The organism is Christiangramia gaetbulicola, assembly GCF_003054225.1.
Lineage (GTDB): Bacteria > Bacteroidota > Bacteroidia > Flavobacteriales > Flavobacteriaceae > Christiangramia > Christiangramia gaetbulicola.
On the sequence record NZ_QBKQ01000001.1, the window covers coordinates 329,675 to 346,776 of the forward strand.

Below are 17,102 nucleotides of genomic sequence, written 5' to 3' on the forward strand. Positions count from 1 at the left end.
GAAAGTTCCAGAAACGGCATTAACAATATTCTCAGTTTTTGATAGGTAATTATGAACGATAGCAGATAATATGTCCAAAACTTTAAATATTACTTAAAATTCAACCCAATTTTTTAACCAAATTTATTATGCATGCATAGCAATTTTTGGATAAAAATACTTACCTTCGTCTCCGAAAACGTTTTATTAAAAAAATAAACTTATATATGAAAATCTTAGTATGTATTAGTCACGTGCCTGACACTACATCAAAAATCAATTTCACTGAAGGAGATACTAAATTTGACACCAACGGTGTTCAATTCGTTATTAACCCTAATGATGAATTTGGTCTAACGAGGGCAATGTGGTTTAAAGAAAAGCAAGGCGCAAGCGTAGATGTTGTGAATGTTGGAGGAGCTGAAACCGAGCCTACTCTAAGAAAAGCCCTGGCTATTGGTGCAGATAGCGCAATTCGCGTGAATACTCCAGCTACAGACGGTTACCAGGTGGCTAAAGAATTAGCTAAAGTGGTAAAAGATGGTGAATATGACTTAGTGATCGCTGGAAGAGAATCTATCGATTATAACGGAGGAATGGTACCAGGAATGTTAGCTCAATTGATAAAAGCTAATTTCGTGAATAACTGTATCAGTCTTGAAGTTGATGGTGATAAAGCTAAAGCCATTCGTGAAATAGATGGTGGTAAAGAAACTTTAACCGCTTCCCTACCACTTGTAATTGGTGGCCAGAAAGGTCTTGTAGAAGAAAGTGATCTACGTATACCTAATATGAGAGGGATCATGCAGGCTCGTAAAAAACCATTGAACGTGGTTGAACCAGCTGAAACCGCTACCAAGACCGAGGCTGTAAAATTTGAAAAACCTGCTCCTAAGGGAGATGTAAAACTTATTGATCCGGAAAATCTTGATGAATTGATCGATCTGCTTCACAACGAAGCTAAAGCGATCTAATTTCAGGACAGAAAAGGTCAAAAAGAATTTCAAAATTTAAAAAAGAAGAAAATGTCAGTTTTAGTATATATAGAATCAGAAGAAGGAAAATTTAAAAAAGCTTCGTTCGAGGTTGCTTCTTATGCCAAGGAAGTTGCGGGAATGATGGGAACATCTGTTACTGCAATTACTTTTAACGCTGAAGACGTTTCAGAACTTGGCACCTATGGTGTAGACAAGGTCCTGAAAGTAAGCAACGATAAATTAAAGAATTTCAATGCCGAAGCTTATTCTGATGCCATTAAACAGGCAGCAGAAAAAGAAGGAAGCAAGGTTGTGGTATTAAGCCAGAGCGCGAACAGTAAATATCTTGCTCCATTATTGGCAGTACAATTAGAGGCAGGTTATGCATCTAATGTTGTTGCTGTACCAGAAAGTACAGATCCTTTTACAGTTAAAAGAACTGCTTTCACTAACAAGGCTTTCAATTTTACTAAGATCGAGACCGAGGTTAAGGTATTAGGACTTTCTAAGAACGCTTTCGGAATTAAAGAAGCTCAGGGAGATGCTGCTGCTGAAGATTTCAGCCCAAGCCTTTCTGAAGAAGATTTTTCAGTAAATGTAGAATCTGTAGATAAAGCAACCAATAAGGTAACTATCGCCGATGCCGAAGTAGTGGTATCTGGAGGTCGTGGTCTTAAAGGACCAGAGAACTGGGGTATGATCGAAGAGATGGCAGACATCCTTGGTGCAGCTACAGCATGCTCTAAGCCTGTAAGTGATATGGGATGGAGACCACACAGTGAACACGTGGGACAAACTGGTAAGCCGGTTGCATCTAATCTTTATATCGCTGTTGGTATCTCTGGAGCCATTCAGCATTTAGCCGGAATTAACGCTGCGAAAACTAAAGTGGTGATCAACAATGATCCGGAAGCACCATTTTTCAAGGCTGCAGACTACGGAATTGTTGGTGATGCCTTCGAAGTAGTACCAAAGCTAAATGAAAAATTGAAGGAATTTAAAGAGAAAAACGCATAATTTTCATAAATTGCGACCCATAAAGGGGCTGTCTAAATATGGTAAATGTCCTTATTTTAGACAGCCTTTTTAATTTACTTAAGTATGAGTTTAGTGCGACTGAATATTAAGGGAATATCTTATAGTCAAACACAAAACGGAGCTTACGCATTGATCCTCAATGAAGTTGGGGGCGAGCGTAAATTGCCTATTGTGATAGGGGCATTTGAGGCACAATCAATTGCCATAGCTCTTGAAAAAGAAATAAAACCTCCCAGACCTCTTACCCACGACCTTTTCAAGAACTTTTCAGATAGATTTGGAATTGTGGTAAAACAGGTCATCATTCATAAACTGGTAGATGGTGTTTTTTACTCCAGTCTCATCTGCGAGCGAGACGGTATCGAAGAGATCATAGACGCGCGTACCAGTGATGCGATCGCCCTGGCTTTAAGATTCGACGCGCCAATATTCACCTATAAAAATATTCTTGACAAGGCCGGTATTTATTTGAAGGCCGATGAGAAGCAGCGTGAAAAAGAAGAGAAAGAAGAAGAGATCATTGAAGAAGAACTTCTTAACGAAGAGATAGAATTGCCGTCTGAAGACACTTCAGATTATAAGAAAATGTCTTTGGAAGAACTCAATGAATTACTTTCTCAAGCTGTAAATCAAGAAGATTACGAAAAAGCGGCCCGCATCAGGGACGAAATTTCCAAAAGAAAATAACCTGAAATGAACAAAATCTGGTGTTGCCTGCTCCTGATTGTATTTTCCATTACGTCAGCTACCGCTCAAACTATTTCCAAAAACTGGCAACTAGACTCAGCTCAGGATGTTTCATCTCAGAAACAAACCTTTGGAGAAGCTACAGAATTAAATTTTAAGGAAGGAAGGTTCGAATTTTTAGATGCCTCTGGTAAAGACACTCTTGCTTCCGGTGATTATCTATACCAGAACAAGCTTCTCGTTTTATTCTATAACACTCCTAAAGACACGATACAAAATCTCAGGGTTTCAGCACTTACAGATTCTACCATGGCCATTACATCCAATGGCTCTGTATTTAATCTGAAAGCTAAAAATCAAACAGCCAAAGAGGTAATTCCGGCAAAAACCGCCAAGGAAATGATCCCAAGTCAGGGAATCAGCACTTCCAGCCTAATCCGCGGTATCATAGGAATGCTAACGCTGATCATCATAGCCTTTCTTTTCAGCAGTAACAGGAAAGCGGTGAACTGGAAAACAGTAGGTCTTGGCCTGGCTGCACAATTGATCCTTGCCATTGGAGTTTTAAAGATCACCATCGTACAGAAGGTATTCGAATTTGTAGGGAATATATTTGTACTTATTCTTGATTTTACCGCTGCAGGTAGTGAATTCCTGCTTGGTGGAATGATGGATGTAGATAGCTTTGGTTTTATCTTCCTATTCCAGGTATTACCAACGATCATATTCTTTTCAGCCTTAACCTCGGTTCTTTTCTATTTAGGAGTGATCCAGATCGTGGTTAAAGGAATGGCCTGGATACTAACAAAATTACTGGGTATCTCGGGACCTGAAAGTTTAAGTGTTGCAGGAAATATCTTTTTAGGGCAAACAGAAGCTCCGCTAATGATCAAGGCCTACCTGGAAAGGATGACCAGGTCTGAAATTCTGCTAGTAATGGTTGGAGGTATGGCTACCGTAGCCGGTGGTGTACTTGCCGCTTATATCGGCTTTCTTGGAGGAGATGATCCAGAACTAAGACTGCAATTTGCGAAACACCTTCTGGCAGCCTCTGTAATGGCAGCTCCGGGAGCGATCGTCATTTCAAAAATATTATACCCACAGCAGGAAGCAGTAAACACAGATGTGGAAGTATCTTCAGAAAAAATAGGTTCTAACATCCTTGATGCTATTGCAAATGGGACCACTGAAGGTTTAAAACTAGCGGCCAATGTGGCGGCAATGCTTCTGGTATTTATCGCTTTTATCGCCATGATCAACTATATCCTGGGATATATTGGTGGACTCACTACTTTAAACAGTGTAATGGCAGAGTATACGCCTTACTCAAAATTCTCTCTTGAATCTATTCTTGGGATCATTTTCGCGCCTTTAATGTGGGTTATTGGAGTAGCCAAAGAAGACATGATGCTTATGGGACAGTTACTGGGAATTAAACTCGCAGCGAGTGAATTCGTAGGTTATGTTCAATTGGCAGACCTTAAAAACCCTGCGAACGCTCTTAGCCTTAATTACGAGAAATCGGTTATTATGGCCACTTACATGCTTTGCGGATTTGCAAATTTTGCCTCGATCGGTATTCAGATCGGTGGGATTGGATCCCTGGCTCCGGGCCAGAGAAAGACCTTGTCTGAATTTGGTATGAAAGCGCTAATTGGTGGTACTTTGGCCTCGTTACTTTCGGCTACTATCGCCGGAATGATCATTGGATAATACCCTTTGCAAACTCAAGTTTTTAGAAAACTTTCTAATTTGATCTTCTTTAAGATAGCAGATAAACTCTAAATTGCTAATTGGCTTTTTTCAATTTGAAAAAGGTTCAGCATACCTGAAGTTTTGATTTCTTAAAGATGACCAACAAAAATAAAAAGTCTGTTTACCGTGGCGAAGAAGCTCAATGGCCTCATCATATCCCCTTAAAAGGCTGGATAGATATAGGCAAACGAGTATGGCATGAAATGAAAATAGATCATGTCCAGATCGTATCGGCCGGGGTAGGCTTTTATTTTTTCCTATCAATTTTTCCAACCATCGTCGCGGCCATTTCTATTTACAGCCTTGTTTTAGAACCCTCCCAGATCCAGGAACAGATTTCAAGACTAAATATTATAATGCCAGACCAGGCTTTTGGGATGATCACAGATTTTTTAAAACCAATCCTGGAGCAATCAAGAAAAGAAATAGGTTGGGGACTGGTTATAAGTATACTGGTTAGTATCTGGAGTGCCAACAAGGGTACAAGTGCTCTTTTTCAAGGCATCAACATAGCTTATGATGAGGTCGACAATCGAGGATTCTTTAAAAAAAATGTGTTAACGCTTATTTTTACTCTGGCAGGGCTGGTAATTGGACTATTAAGCCTACTAATTGTAATATTTTTTCCCATCATAATAGATGACATTGGCCTTCCTGCACAGTTAGAAAAAATGTTGACCTGGTTACGTTGGGTGATATTAGGATTCATTCTAATATTCAGCCTGAGTGTGGTGTATAAGATCGCGCCAAACCGAAGAAGCCCCCGTTTTAGGTGGGTTAGCTGGGGAGCGATCCTGGGAACCATATTGTGGCTGGGCGGCTCCATGCTTTTCTCCTGGTATGTTAGCAATTTTGGGAGCTATGCAGACCTTTATGGTAGTTTTGCCGCTGTTGCGATATTATTACTATGGCTTTTCCTAACGGCATTTATCATCCTCATAGGTGCCGAAATAAATTCTGAAATGGAACATCAAACCAGGTATGACACGACCATAGGAGTAGAAAGACCCATGGGCGAACGTAATGCCTGGCATGCAGATCATTGCGCAATAGATGAGGACAAGGATTAGTTGATACAAAGTTGATAACTATTCCCGATTCCATTCAAAATTAGACCTCAGGTTTTAGCTGTTTTGTTATTTTTATTGGAATTAAAAATGAAGCTATCCCAGAATAAAAGTTCCCAGAAATGAAACAGTATCACGACCTTCTTAAACATGTATTAGAGAACGGAGCTCAAAAAGGCGACCGTACCGGAACCGGCACTAAGAGTGTCTTTGGCTACCAGATGCGTTTTGACCTGAGTGAAGGTTTCCCTATGGTGACCACCAAAAAATTACATTTAAAATCCATTATTTATGAACTGTTGTGGTTTCTAAAAGGTGATACCAACATAGAATACCTTAAAGAAAATGGTGTACGTATCTGGAATGAATGGGCAGATGAAAATGGAGATCTGGGACCGGTCTACGGCCATCAATGGAGAAACTGGAATAGTGAAGAAATAGACCAGATAAAAGAGATCGTGGAAACTTTGAAGACCAATCCGAATAGCCGACGAATGCTCGTTTCTGCCTGGAATCCTTCAGTTTTACCAGACACTTCGGTTTCATTTTCAGAAAATGTAGCGAATGGCAAGGCTGCTTTGCCTCCATGTCACGCATTTTTTCAATTCTATGTAGCCGATGGTAAATTATCCTGCCAGCTATACCAGAGAAGTGCCGATATCTTTTTAGGAGTGCCCTTCAATATCGCTTCTTACGCTTTGCTTACCATGATGATGGCACAGGTTTGTGGATATGAAGCAGGAGACTTCGTGCATACCTTTGGAGATGCCCATATTTACAGCAACCATATGGAGCAGGTAGAACTGCAGTTGAGCAGGGAACCAAGGTCATTACCAACCATGAAATTGAATCCTGAGATCAAAGATATTTTTGATTTTAAGTTTGAAGATTTTATTTTAGAGGATTACAATCCGTACCCTGGAATAAAAGCCAAGGTGGCGGTTTAACCTTAAAACAACATTTATCACTATGAAAAAATTATTGATTATTGCGTTAATGCTTACCGGAATGAGCAGTTTTGCCCAGGAAGATGTAAGCGTAAAAGGCAACAAAGTAACAATGAAAGAAACCGCTCCTGTATGGAAAGGTTGTGAAGATAGCAGCGATAAAAAAGCTTGTTTTAATAAAATGCTATCGCAGCACATTAAAGAAAATATCAAGTATTCCAAGAACGACAAAGGCGAGTACATTAGAGGAAAAGCTACCGTTTCTATGGAAGTAAATGAAGAAGGAAAAGTGGTGGTTAACGAGGTAAAAGGGAAATCTCCGGTTCTTAACAAGGAAGCTAAAAGATTGATGGAATCCATCCCGCCTATGACCCCGGGAAAACTTGGAGGAAAACCGAGAGCAATTAAATATACTATACCGCTTACCTTCTAACAGCGGATATTTAACTCCACCTTAACGACTGATAATCCAAGTCGTTTTCAAAAAATTGTAAATTTGAGTGATACCCAAAAGTGTCACTCTTTTTTTATGCTTTCACAAGACCATTTACTACAACTTTTTAAGGAAACCAGGGCAGATTCAGAAATGATCTGTTCCTTTTTAGAAACTGAAGATTATGTGGTTCAGCCCATAGTAGATGTTTCACCACCAAAATGGCATTTAGGCCACACTACCTGGTTCTTTGAAGAGTTTGTTCTAAAGGAGTATTCTAAAGATCATAAATTGTTCGACCAGAATACGGCTTATGTTTTTAATAGCTATTATGAAAGCGTAGGCGACAAAGTAATACGCACCAATCGCGGAAACCTGTCCAGGCCAACCGTAGCCTGGATCTATGAGTTCAGGAGGTATGTAACCAATAAGATCATAGACCTTCTCACCAACGAAAAGCTGAGCAACAAAGCGCTGGAAGTAGTTGAAATTGGCTGTCACCATGAAAAACAGCACCAGGAACTGCTTTATACAGATATTAAATATATCCTGGGGAACAATCCATTATTCCCGAAATACAATAATGAATTCGAAGAAAATCCGGTTCAGGATTTCGAGAGAAAATGGATAGATATTACTGAAGGGATCTATGAAATTGGGCATAAATCTGATGACTTCTGCTATGACAATGAAAAGGGAGTACACAAAACTTATCTGTGTGATTTCAGCATTTCCAATAAACTGGTTACCAATAAAGAGTATATAGAGTTTATAAACGCAGGAGGTTATGAAGATGTGCTTTTATGGCATGCCGAAGCCTGGGACTGGGTGAATGAAAATAAAATTGACAAACCTAGCTACTGGCATAAAATAGATGGTGAATGGTATCAATATACCCTTCAAGGATTGGTGAAGTTAGACCCTGAAGCTCCTGTAACCCATATTTCATATTACGAAGCTTTCGCCTATGCCCAATGGAAGGGAATGAGACTACCCACTGAAGAAGAATGGGAAACCGCCCAGGATAAATTTGAATGGGGAAGTCGCTGGGAATGGACAGAAAGTGCTTATTCCCCCTACCCTAACTACCATAAACCCGATGGCGCATTAGGAGAATACAATGGTAAGTTCATGGTGAATCAAAAGGTTCTTAGAGGGGCTTCCGTAGCCACATCCCGTGATCATACCAGACCAACATATAGAAATTTCTTTCATCCACAGCTCAGATGGCAATTCACCGGCTTCAGACTGGTAAAATAATTAGTAGATTTAAATGAAAAATCAACCGGAAATCATGTTTGAATCGGCCTTTGCTGAGGACACCTTTAAAGGGTTAACCAGCAACCCTAAATATCTCCTGTCTAAATATATCTATGATAAGAATGGCGATAAGCTTTTCCAGCAGATCATGGATATGCCAGAATATTACTTAACCAGCAGTGAATTCAATATACTGGAATTAAATGCTGAAGATATTGTAGTTTCATTTACCAGCAGCAACGGTATAGACCTGATAGAGCTTGGTGCAGGCGATGGTAAAAAGACCAAGATCCTCCTTAAAAAACTAGTTGAAAAAGGACATACCTTCGATTACTTACCTATAGACATCAGTCAGAATGTGCTCGATGAACTGAAGCTATCTCTTGAGAAGGAAATTCCAGAGGCTAAGGTCAGGGTGCAGCAGGGAACTTATTTTAAAACACTGGAAAAACTTTCAGAATATAATTCCAGAAAAAAAGTGATCCTGGTCCTGGGCAGTAATATCGGTAACCTCTCCCATAAAGAAGCGGTAGATTTTCTGGAACATATCGCCCGAGCAATGAGTAAGGAAGATATGTTGTTCATGGGATTCGATCAAAAGAAACATCCCCAGAAAATTCTGGACGCTTATAACGATCCGGCGGGGATCACCGAAAAATTCAATAAGAATCTTCTGGTAAGAATAAATTCTGAACTACAGGGTAATTTTGATCCCAATAAATTTCTGCACTGGGAAACCTATGATCCTGAAACCGGCACAGCTAAAAGCTTCCTGGTAAGCAAAGAGGAACAAAAGGTAAATATCGAAAAACTAGACCTGAAAATATCTTTTGAAGCCTGGGAAACGATACATACAGAGATCTCTCAGAAATATGATGATTCGGTAGTGGAATGGCTTGCCGATGAAGCCGGTCTAATTGTGGAGAAGTCTTTCGCAGACAAGGAAAACTCCTATAAAAATTATATATTTAGAAGAAAGTAACTTCTAAATAAAAATTGCATGAAAGCTATCTGGAAAGATAAAATTATCGCTGAAAGTTCCAACACCAAGGTGGTTGAGAACAATCATTATTTCCCGCGCGAAGACATAAAAGAAGAATTCTTTAAACCCAGTGACTCACATACCCGTTGCCCCTGGAAAGGCAAGGCTTCGTATTTTCATATCGAAGTTGATGGAGAGCTCAATAAGGATGCGGCCTGGTATTACCCGGAAGCAAGCCATGCTGCAAAGCCCATAGAAAATCACGTTGCCTTCTGGAATGGCGTGAAAGTCACTGAGTAAATTCTATTCTAATATAATTTTAGCTAGACTGAAGTAGAATTATACTTCCAGGACGCTGTTCTCTGCGGCTGCGAAATCATTCCACTGGTATCCGTCTGCTTCAACTTCATTTTCCCACTTCCCGTCAATAATATATTTGAACTCGTATTTATGGTCTACAGGCAGATTTAACTGAGCCTTGAAATTACCGTTCTTATATTTTTTCAATGCTTCTGAATTCCAATCATTAAAATCACCGGCAACTTCAACTTTGCTGGCATCTTTTGCAGGTACACAGAATGTGATCTTACATTCCGGTTTAGATTTTAGGTACTGTTTTGTAATTGGCATGACTACTATTTTTTTAATAATTCATGCTTCAAATTAAAATAATAAAACCCTATAAAACAATAACAATCAGAATGTTATGCTTATTTTTTCGAATATCAAAAGGATAAGATGGTTTCTTAGATAAATTGAAAATACGAAAACGATTTTCTAAATATTATTAGTATTTTTATAAGAGGAATTACCTTTCAAAAAGCTGCTACATTTAGATATTCAGTGCTTTAAAAAGCCTGTTAAGATCCTTTTCGGTATTAAAATAATGCATGCTTACCCTGATTCCTTCACCGCGAAGTGAGGTAATGATACCTTCACCTTTTAATCTATTGAAGAGTTTTTCATCTCCTTTAATATTGAATAAAGATGCATAATCTTCACGTTCCAGGGTCCAGTCCTCCAGTAAGCCGGCACTGGCAAATCTTTTCCTGGCTATGCTTTTAAGCGTATTTATTCTTTCAGAAATAACATCGATCCCTATTTGCTGAATGAGATCTATAGCAACCTTCAAACTGCCAAAGTTGAGCGTATCATAATGCCCCGGTTCGAATTTCCCAATGAAGTTACCTTCATGCGCTTTGTATTTACCCTGTAAGGATCCAAATCCAACATTCTTAGGAGATATCTTTCCCTGTACACTTTCATTAAAAAGAATAAAGCCATTACCGTAACCTGCATTCATCCACTTATAACAACTGCTTACCGCGATGTCTATTCCCGATGCATCAAAATCGAAAGCTTCGGTTCCAAAATACTGCGTCCCGTCGGCAATTAGAATAAGCTCAGGAAATTTCTCCTTGAGCTTTTTCAGGAATTCTACATTTATTTTCACTCCGTTGATCCACTGCACCAGGCTGAAAGCAAAAAAATGCGGCTGCTCCTTTTCGATCTGGGCAATAATATTCTCTTCCAGGTTTTCATCTATAGTAGCAAAGACCACATTAAAATCCCTGGATTCCACGGCCCAGTTTATAGATGGATAATCATTTTCCAGTAGCAGAACCTTACTGGGCTTATCTATGCTTTCAAGTACATTATTAAAGCCATAGGAGAAATTAGGTACCAGGGCCACGCGGTTAGGCGCACAATGAAAGAAGTTCCCTATGCTTTCCCTAACCCCGGTTAACATGTCTCCCATTTTTTCCTTTAGAACACTGGCCTTTAGAAAGAAATCGAGATCATGATCCTGCCGGAATTCCCATACTTTTTCTGGTAATAAGCCAGAAGCTGCGGTATTCAAATAGGTATATTGTTCCAGTACGGGAAAGCCTTTTCTTAAATTATCCATAAGCGTTGGGGAGTTCTTTTGATAAAAATGTAAATTTGATACTACACTAATGTAATTGTTATTATGTTTTCTAAAAAGAAAAACACTTCTAAAATAGATTACGAACAACGTGAATTATACGAAAACGCAAGGAAAAGGGCTAAGCAGAAAAAGAGGCTTTTTCAGCATTTCGTTTTTTTCCTGATCGGCGCCGTACTGCTCATAATCTTGAATGTAGTTATTGGTTATAAGGTCGAGTTCAAGCCTTTTGGCCAGAACTGGTTTGTCTGGGCCGTACTTTTATGGGGAACTATATTCCTTATTCATTTCTTAAATGTTATGGTCGTAGACAGCTTTATGGGTAAGGACTGGGAGGCCAAACAGGTTGACCGGCTTGTAAAAAAACAAAAAGAAAAGATCGCGCGTTTGCAGGAAAAAATCGAAAAAGAGCATCCTGCTCCAAGGGAAAATGAATACATAGAACCTGATCACCCGCCAAAAAGGATCAGCCCTGAAAATCCTGATGAACCTATAAATAGTTAATATTTCATGATTACAATGATTGCTGCCGCGGCAGAAAATAATGCCCTGGGAAAAGATAATGACCTTGTCTGGCACCTGCCAGATGATTTTAAAAGATTTAAAAGGCTTACCTCAGGACATCATATTATCATGGGTCGCAAGACTTTTGAGTCTTTTCCGAAATTATTACCAGACCGCACCCACGTTATCATAACCCGCAAGGACGATTATAATCCTAAGGGAACCATCGTGGTAAATTCCCTGGAAGAGGCCATAAGAGTATCTAAGCTGGATGAACAGCCTTTTATCATAGGAGGTGGTGAGATCTATAAAATGGGTATGGATAAGGCTGAAAGAATTGAGCTTACCCGTGTTCATGGCGAATTTGATGCCGATACCTACTTCCCCGAGATTAACGAGGAAGAATGGAAGCTGGTTGACGAGAAGTTTCATGATAAAGACGAAAAACACGATTACTCCTTCACCTATTTAACCTATGAGCGCAGGTAGGTTTCAAAGTATAATTGAAAATATTTCAGAAGACTTTGGAATAAATCTTACCGAAGCCTCTCCGCTTAGCGGTGGAGATATTAACGAGGTTTTTCTTTTAGAGACAGCAACCGAAAAGTTCGTATTGAAACTTAATAATACGAGTAGATTTCCGGGAATGTTCGATGCTGAAAAACTTGCACTGGAGAAATTAATTGATCCGGGGGTTATAGATGTACCCAAACCTATAAAGACAGGAACCGAAGATCAATATTCCTACCTAATCCTGGAACACAAGGAGCCGGCATCAAAAACACCGGACTTCTGGGAGATATTCGGGGAGCAGTTAGCAAAATTACACCGGGAAACCAGGGATACGTTCGGCCTTGAGAAAGACAATTATATAGGCAGCCTTCCGCAGTATAATGAAAAACGCGACTCGGCTGCAGAGTTTTATATTGAAATGCGCCTGCAACCACAGCTCGAAATTGCTTCAGATAAAGGATTTCAACTAAACGTGACAGATAATTTCTTTAAAAACTGTGAGGCTCTCATCCCAAATGAACCACCGGCACTGGTACATGGTGACCTTTGGAACGGCAATTACATAGTGAACGAAAAAGGTAAACCCTGTCTAATAGATCCCGCGGTTGCTTTTGCACCGCGCGAAATGGACCTGGGAATGATGAAATTATTTGGAGGTTTCAATGAAAAGCTTTTCAGCATTTATGATCATACCTTTCCGCTTGAAGAAGGCTGGAAAGAAAGAATAGAATTGTGGCAGTTATATTATTTGCTGGTTCATCTAAATATTTTTGGTGCCGGATACAAATCGCAGGTGACCAATATAATTCGCAAGTACAGCTGATTTTACACTTCTTAACATCGGCATTTCTTTTTTTAGCAGTTCCTTAGCGCAATAGCCATCTCATCTAAAGTATCTTCATATCAAATAAAAAATAACTATGAGTACTAAAAATTTATATGACGATAAGGCTAGAGAAAAGATCAAAGAACTTGCAGAAGATATCGATTTTTGCATGCTGGTAACCAACATGGACCAGAAGCCTTTAAGCGCGATTCCAATGTCTACAAAACAGGTGGACGAACACGGTGCCGTTTGGTTCTTAAGTAAGAGTACCAGCGAGCACAATAAGAATATTGAGAAAGACAGCGATGTACAATTACTTTATAGTGGAACTTCAGATATGGAATTCCTAAGTATCTATGGTGAAGCATTCATTGAAACTAACCGTGAAGTGATTCATGAGCTATATTCTAAAGCCGATAATGCCTGGTTCGATGGGAAAGACGACCCAAGCATTACCGCTATAAAGGTAAACCCGAAAGAAGCATATTACTGGGACAATAAAGACAATAAGCTAGTCACCCTTTTTAAACTTGGAATGGCTGCCGTAAGTGGCGAAAACCAGGATATTGGAGAAAAAGGAAAATTAGAGTTATAAAGACTTGTATTTGTCGGAAGAGACCTCATAGCAGCTCATTTGTTATGAGGTCTTTTATTTTATGCCTAATTTTGCGAAGCTAAAAATTAGAATTTATGAAAGCATATATATTTCCGGGTCAGGGAGCACAGTTCACAGGAATGGGACTTGACCTTTACGAAAAATCGGCTGAGGCCAAAGAACTTTTTCACAAGGCAAATGATATTCTTGGATTTTCTATAACCGATATCATGTTCGAAGGATCGGCTGAAGACCTGAAACAAACCAAGGTTACCCAACCCGCAATTTTTCTTCATTCGGTAATTTTAAGCAAAGTGCTTGGGGATGATTTTAAACCAGATATGGTTGCTGGCCACTCTCTTGGAGAATTCTCGGCCCTGGTCGCGAACAACACCCTTAGTTTTGAGGACGGTTTAAAACTTGTATCTCAAAGAGCACAGGCGATGCAGAAGGCATGTGAATTAGAACCTTCTACTATGGCCGCAGTTCTGGGACTGGAAGATGAAATGGTGGAAGCCGTTTGTGCTGAAACCGAAGGTATCGTGGTAGCTGCGAATTATAACTGCCCAGGACAGCTCGTAATTTCAGGAGCTTATGAGGCAGTAGAGAGAGCTTGTGAAAACCTGAAAGAAAAAGGAGCAAGAAGAGCAATGATCCTTCCTGTAGGTGGAGCCTTCCATTCTCCCCTTATGGAACCGGCAAGAAAAGACCTGGCAGCTGCTATCGAGAACACAACTTTCAGCAATCCTTCCTGCCCGGTATACCAAAACGTTAGTACGTTTGCGGTAACCGATAAAGAAGAGATCAAGAAAAATTTAGTATTCCAGTTGACCGCTCCGGTTAAATGGACGCAGTCTGTACAAAATATGATCAAGGATGGTGCTTCAGAATTTATTGAAGTAGGTCCTGGAAAAGTATTACAGGGACTGGTTAAGAAAATAGACAGAAGCGCGGAGACCGCTTCAGCAGTGATCCAATAACATTTACTTCCCTTATAAGAGAAGCCCGGTCCTACGACCGGGCTTTTTTATTTATAGTTTATTCCCAGCCTGAATTCTCTTAAAACGACAATTAAATTTCTCCTTTATTAATCATTTATATATCTTTCTACCTTCAGGTAAATTTATTGCCAGTTTAATAACAGTGATCATTCTGCCCTACCTATAGGTCACTGAAATCTTAACCATATCATTCTTATGCTCAAAATTACCCCATTAATTTTGCTAATATTATTTAGCTTTTCCGTAAAAACATCTGCTCAGGAAGAACAGGATGTAAAGCTTCAGGAGGATTATACCAATTACTTTTCTAACCAGGATAAGTCGGTATATCTGCATCTGAATAAAACCACCTTTTTACCCAAAGAAGAACTCTGGTTTGCAGCTTATACCTATCAACCTTTTTCGAATATACCCGATCTAAAAACTACCAATCTCCAGGTGGCTTTGTTCGATGAAAGGAATAGAAAGATCATTTCCAAGGTAATCCTCGCCAATGGAGGAAAAGGCACAGGTTTCCTGAATCTTAAAAAGCTGAGACCGGGCACCTATAACCTGGTAGCCAGCCAGGATGGAAATACAAGCAACTTTTTTCAGCAACCAATTAGAATAATATCAGGAAAATCGAAAAGTACCGGACCACGAAATTTTGATCTGCAGCTTTTACCCGAAGGAGGTCACCTGCTTGCTGATACCGAAAATTCGGTTGGATTTAAAGTTCTCGACTCCAATGGAGAGGCCAAAGAAATAGAAGGTTTTTTACTTGACGAAGCTGGAGATACTTTAAAGGCGATCAATTCAAATCAATTTGGAATGGGTAAATTCCAAATCGTTCCAAAATCAGGAAAAAGCTATCGGGTCGTTACCATGATAGACTCTATCCAAATTTCGACCATGTTACCTGATGCTAAAACTACAGGGATCAATCTTTCTATAGAAAGACTCGGGAACGATTATATGGCTCGCCTTAACACCAATAAGCAAAGCCTGGACAAGATCGATGATGAAAATTTTAAGATGGTCATACATAATGGTTCTGAAATAAAAAAGCTTGCTTTCAAATTTGAAAAAGATGAGCTTAGAAAGATCCTTCCTCTAAAGAATGAGATCCTCTTTAACGGGATCAATATAGTAACTGTTTTTGATGAAGATTTTAATCCTCTAGTTGAAAGGATGATCTATAAGGATATAGCAGACCAAAGGGTTCCTGTTTCTGCTAATTTCGTAAAAAGCCAAAATGACAGCCTGGTTCTAAACGTGAGTACAACCCTAGATTCTCTTGCTGCCAATAGTTTGAGCATCTCGGTATTACCGGCTGAAAATAAGTCTTACCACCCAAAACATAACCTCATTTCACATTTTGAATTGAAACCCTATGTAAAGGGCAATATCGAACATCCGGAATATTATTTCGCCAGCGAGGTCAACCTAAGGCGAAGGCTTTATGATCTTGATCTTTTATTGCTAAATCAAGGCTGGAGCAAATATGAATGGCCTGAAATTTTTGAGGCAGATAAAACAAGTTCATCTTTAAAAAATGGATTTACATTACAGGGAACCGTTAATAACGATAGAACAGAGCCTGGAGATAAAGTCTTCCTTAAATCTGACGAAATTGGATTGTTCGAGATCGTTGACCTGGATGAGAATAAAAGCTTCGAATTATCAAGGTTATTTATCCTGGACAGTACTAACATTAGTATTGGGGTCACCCAGGGAAAGAAGCAAAAGATCATAAAACCAAAATTATACGTTAAAGTCCTTCCGCCAAATGATCATTTCAGTAATCTCAGGCTCTCAGAAGAAGATAAACAGGCAATTTTCGACAATGATAGAGCAACATATCAACTTGGGGATTACAGAAACTTTATACGCACCGGGGAGTCTTTAGATACTATTACCGTGACTGCGTCCAGGAAAAAAGAGATGGGTATAGAAAATAATGGTTTCGGGGATAAAGTTGAGATGAATGAAGAGACTAAAAAACAATACTTATTTGTCACCAGCTATATTTCAATGAATGGTTTTAAAGTTAGAAGAGATAATATGAATGGGCAGGTTTATATTTACAACAGGCGTTTTGGCCGATTGTTCGAACCGGTGATCCAACTGGATGGTGTAACCCTAGTTGATTATTCCATTCTTTATAATCTTCAAACATCAGACGTAGAGTCGATTTACATCAATCAAAATGGTGGGGCCGTAATGGGAAAGACCAGCTTTGGAGGTATTATTAGAATCAATACTCTATCAGGACAAAAGAGAGCAAACAATAGCGGAGACTACTCTCCCAATACCTATGAATTTCTCTCGAATACCGGTTTTGCAAGGGATAAAGAATTCTATACCCCACAATATCGTTCGTATACCGATGATCTTTTTAATAATTATGGCGTTATAGACTGGAAAAATAATATCAGTCTTAACGAAGATGGAAAATCAAGTTTTAAGATCCTGAATACGCTTCAGAATAAAGTAGATCTTTTCATTGAAGGTATGACGGTCGACGGTAAATTAATTTCCGAAAAAATCACCCTCGAATTAAATTAACATTGAAAAAGCCCGGTCAAACGACCGGGCTTTTTTTTATTATTCTTTCGGATCTATCTGAACC

The 17,102-nt window shown here is 39.3% G+C and carries 18 protein-coding genes; 16 read left to right on the forward strand and 2 right to left on the reverse strand.

Annotation, left to right across the window (positions count from 1 at the left end; translation table 11 throughout):
- Positions 1-206: 206 nt before the first annotated feature.
- From C8P64_RS01485 to C8P64_RS01530, 10 genes are all read left to right on the forward strand, one after another.
- Complete coding sequence (locus tag C8P64_RS01485) at positions 207-953, forward strand: electron transfer flavoprotein subunit beta/FixA family protein (protein WP_108170290.1); 747 nt, start codon at positions 207-209, stop codon at positions 951-953.
- 51 nt (positions 954-1,004) lie between these two features.
- Positions 1,005-1,973, forward strand: a complete 969-nt coding sequence (locus C8P64_RS01490; protein ID WP_108170291.1) for an electron transfer flavoprotein subunit alpha/FixB family protein — start codon at positions 1,005-1,007, stop codon at positions 1,971-1,973.
- A gap of 84 nt (positions 1,974-2,057) precedes the next feature.
- The gene (locus C8P64_RS01495; protein WP_108170292.1) at positions 2,058-2,681 is read left to right on the forward strand and encodes a bifunctional nuclease family protein; all 624 of its coding nucleotides are present in this window, start codon (positions 2,058-2,060) and stop codon (positions 2,679-2,681) included.
- Positions 2,682-2,687: 6 nt separating this feature from the next.
- Positions 2,688-4,394, forward strand: a complete 1,707-nt coding sequence (locus tag C8P64_RS01500) for a NupC/NupG family nucleoside CNT transporter (protein WP_108170293.1) — start codon at positions 2,688-2,690, stop codon at positions 4,392-4,394.
- A 137-nt stretch (positions 4,395-4,531) separates the two neighbouring features.
- Positions 4,532-5,506, forward strand: coding sequence for a YihY/virulence factor BrkB family protein (locus tag C8P64_RS01505; RefSeq protein ID WP_108170294.1), 975 nt, complete (start codon positions 4,532-4,534; stop codon positions 5,504-5,506).
- Between the two features lie 119 nt (positions 5,507-5,625).
- Positions 5,626-6,450 carry a thymidylate synthase gene (locus C8P64_RS01510; protein WP_108170295.1) on the forward strand — a complete coding sequence of 275 codons (825 nt, stop codon included), beginning with the start codon at positions 5,626-5,628 and terminating at the stop codon, positions 6,448-6,450.
- Between the two features lie 22 nt (positions 6,451-6,472).
- The gene (locus tag C8P64_RS01515; RefSeq protein WP_245889634.1) at positions 6,473-6,883 is read left to right on the forward strand and encodes an energy transducer TonB; all 411 of its coding nucleotides are present in this window, start codon (positions 6,473-6,475) and stop codon (positions 6,881-6,883) included.
- A 96-nt stretch (positions 6,884-6,979) separates the two neighbouring features.
- Entirely contained in the window at positions 6,980-8,143 is a 1,164-nt protein-coding gene (gene egtB / locus C8P64_RS01520; protein ID WP_108170296.1) for an ergothioneine biosynthesis protein EgtB, read from the forward strand.
- Between the two features lie 13 nt (positions 8,144-8,156).
- Complete coding sequence (locus C8P64_RS01525; RefSeq protein WP_108170297.1) at positions 8,157-9,125, forward strand: L-histidine N(alpha)-methyltransferase; 969 nt, start codon at positions 8,157-8,159, stop codon at positions 9,123-9,125.
- Positions 9,126-9,143: 18 nt separating this feature from the next.
- Positions 9,144-9,425 carry a DUF427 domain-containing protein gene (locus C8P64_RS01530; RefSeq protein ID WP_108170298.1) on the forward strand — a complete coding sequence of 94 codons (282 nt, stop codon included), beginning with the start codon at positions 9,144-9,146 and terminating at the stop codon, positions 9,423-9,425.
- Between the two features lie 39 nt (positions 9,426-9,464).
- On the opposite strand, the gene C8P64_RS01535 is transcribed toward C8P64_RS01530, so the two are convergent.
- Positions 9,465-9,755, reverse strand: coding sequence for an isoamylase early set domain-containing protein (locus C8P64_RS01535; RefSeq protein WP_108170299.1), 291 nt, complete (start codon positions 9,753-9,755; stop codon positions 9,465-9,467).
- Between the two features lie 202 nt (positions 9,756-9,957).
- Positions 9,958-11,034, reverse strand: coding sequence for an aminotransferase class V-fold PLP-dependent enzyme (locus C8P64_RS01540; protein ID WP_108170300.1), 1,077 nt, complete (start codon positions 11,032-11,034; stop codon positions 9,958-9,960).
- A 63-nt stretch (positions 11,035-11,097) separates the two neighbouring features.
- On the opposite strand from C8P64_RS01540, the gene C8P64_RS01545 reads away from it, so the two are divergent.
- The 6 genes from C8P64_RS01545 to C8P64_RS01570 all read left to right on the forward strand — a co-directional run bounded on the left by C8P64_RS01545 (position 11,098) and on the right by C8P64_RS01570 (position 17,038).
- Entirely contained in the window at positions 11,098-11,556 is a 459-nt protein-coding gene (locus C8P64_RS01545; protein ID WP_108170301.1) for a 2TM domain-containing protein, read from the forward strand.
- 6 nt (positions 11,557-11,562) lie between these two features.
- On the forward strand, positions 11,563-12,045 hold the full coding sequence (locus tag C8P64_RS01550) for a dihydrofolate reductase (protein ID WP_108170302.1): 483 nt from the start codon (positions 11,563-11,565) through the stop codon (positions 12,043-12,045).
- Positions 12,032-12,892 carry a fructosamine kinase family protein gene (locus C8P64_RS01555; RefSeq protein WP_108170303.1) on the forward strand — a complete coding sequence of 287 codons (861 nt, stop codon included), beginning with the start codon at positions 12,032-12,034 and terminating at the stop codon, positions 12,890-12,892. Before C8P64_RS01550 ends, C8P64_RS01555 begins: the two co-directional genes overlap by 14 nt.
- A 97-nt stretch (positions 12,893-12,989) precedes the next feature.
- Positions 12,990-13,490, forward strand: coding sequence for a pyridoxamine 5'-phosphate oxidase family protein (locus C8P64_RS01560; RefSeq protein ID WP_108170304.1), 501 nt, complete (start codon positions 12,990-12,992; stop codon positions 13,488-13,490).
- A gap of 95 nt (positions 13,491-13,585) precedes the next feature.
- Positions 13,586-14,470 (forward strand): ACP S-malonyltransferase, encoded by an 885-nt coding sequence (gene fabD, locus C8P64_RS01565; protein ID WP_108170305.1) that lies wholly within the window; start codon positions 13,586-13,588, stop codon positions 14,468-14,470.
- 216 nt (positions 14,471-14,686) lie between these two features.
- Positions 14,687-17,038, forward strand: a complete 2,352-nt coding sequence (locus tag C8P64_RS01570; RefSeq protein WP_108170306.1) for a peptidase associated/transthyretin-like domain-containing protein — start codon at positions 14,687-14,689, stop codon at positions 17,036-17,038.
- Positions 17,039-17,102 lie beyond the last annotated feature (64 nt).

What these genes read in the sequence shown, in the direction of transcription:
- C8P64_RS01535 (WP_108170299.1), bottom strand. Translation starts at nt 9,755, where the DNA reads ATGCCAATTACAAAACAGTACCTAAAATCTAAACCGGAATGTAAGATC.
- C8P64_RS01540 (WP_108170300.1), bottom strand. Translation starts at nt 11,034, where the DNA reads ATGGATAATTTAAGAAAAGGCTTTCCCGTACTGGAACAATATACCTAT.
- C8P64_RS01485 (WP_108170290.1), top strand. Translation starts at nt 207, where the DNA reads ATGAAAATCTTAGTATGTATTAGTCACGTGCCTGACACTACATCAAAA.
- C8P64_RS01555 (WP_108170303.1), top strand. Translation starts at nt 12,032, where the DNA reads ATGAGCGCAGGTAGGTTTCAAAGTATAATTGAAAATATTTCAGAAGAC.
- C8P64_RS01515 (WP_245889634.1), top strand. Translation starts at nt 6,473, where the DNA reads ATGAAAAAATTATTGATTATTGCGTTAATGCTTACCGGAATGAGCAGT.
- C8P64_RS01490 (WP_108170291.1), top strand. Translation starts at nt 1,005, where the DNA reads ATGTCAGTTTTAGTATATATAGAATCAGAAGAAGGAAAATTTAAAAAA.
- C8P64_RS01525 (WP_108170297.1), top strand. Translation starts at nt 8,157, where the DNA reads ATGAAAAATCAACCGGAAATCATGTTTGAATCGGCCTTTGCTGAGGAC.
- C8P64_RS01570 (WP_108170306.1), top strand. Translation starts at nt 14,687, where the DNA reads ATGCTCAAAATTACCCCATTAATTTTGCTAATATTATTTAGCTTTTCC.
- C8P64_RS01550 (WP_108170302.1), top strand. Translation starts at nt 11,563, where the DNA reads ATGATTACAATGATTGCTGCCGCGGCAGAAAATAATGCCCTGGGAAAA.
- C8P64_RS01495 (WP_108170292.1), top strand. Translation starts at nt 2,058, where the DNA reads ATGAGTTTAGTGCGACTGAATATTAAGGGAATATCTTATAGTCAAACA.
- C8P64_RS01510 (WP_108170295.1), top strand. Translation starts at nt 5,626, where the DNA reads ATGAAACAGTATCACGACCTTCTTAAACATGTATTAGAGAACGGAGCT.
- C8P64_RS01505 (WP_108170294.1), top strand. Translation starts at nt 4,532, where the DNA reads ATGACCAACAAAAATAAAAAGTCTGTTTACCGTGGCGAAGAAGCTCAA.
- egtB (WP_108170296.1), top strand. Translation starts at nt 6,980, where the DNA reads ATGCTTTCACAAGACCATTTACTACAACTTTTTAAGGAAACCAGGGCA.
- fabD (WP_108170305.1), top strand. Translation starts at nt 13,586, where the DNA reads ATGAAAGCATATATATTTCCGGGTCAGGGAGCACAGTTCACAGGAATG.
- C8P64_RS01545 (WP_108170301.1), top strand. Translation starts at nt 11,098, where the DNA reads ATGTTTTCTAAAAAGAAAAACACTTCTAAAATAGATTACGAACAACGT.
- C8P64_RS01560 (WP_108170304.1), top strand. Translation starts at nt 12,990, where the DNA reads ATGAGTACTAAAAATTTATATGACGATAAGGCTAGAGAAAAGATCAAA.
- C8P64_RS01530 (WP_108170298.1), top strand. Translation starts at nt 9,144, where the DNA reads ATGAAAGCTATCTGGAAAGATAAAATTATCGCTGAAAGTTCCAACACC.
- C8P64_RS01500 (WP_108170293.1), top strand. Translation starts at nt 2,688, where the DNA reads ATGAACAAAATCTGGTGTTGCCTGCTCCTGATTGTATTTTCCATTACG.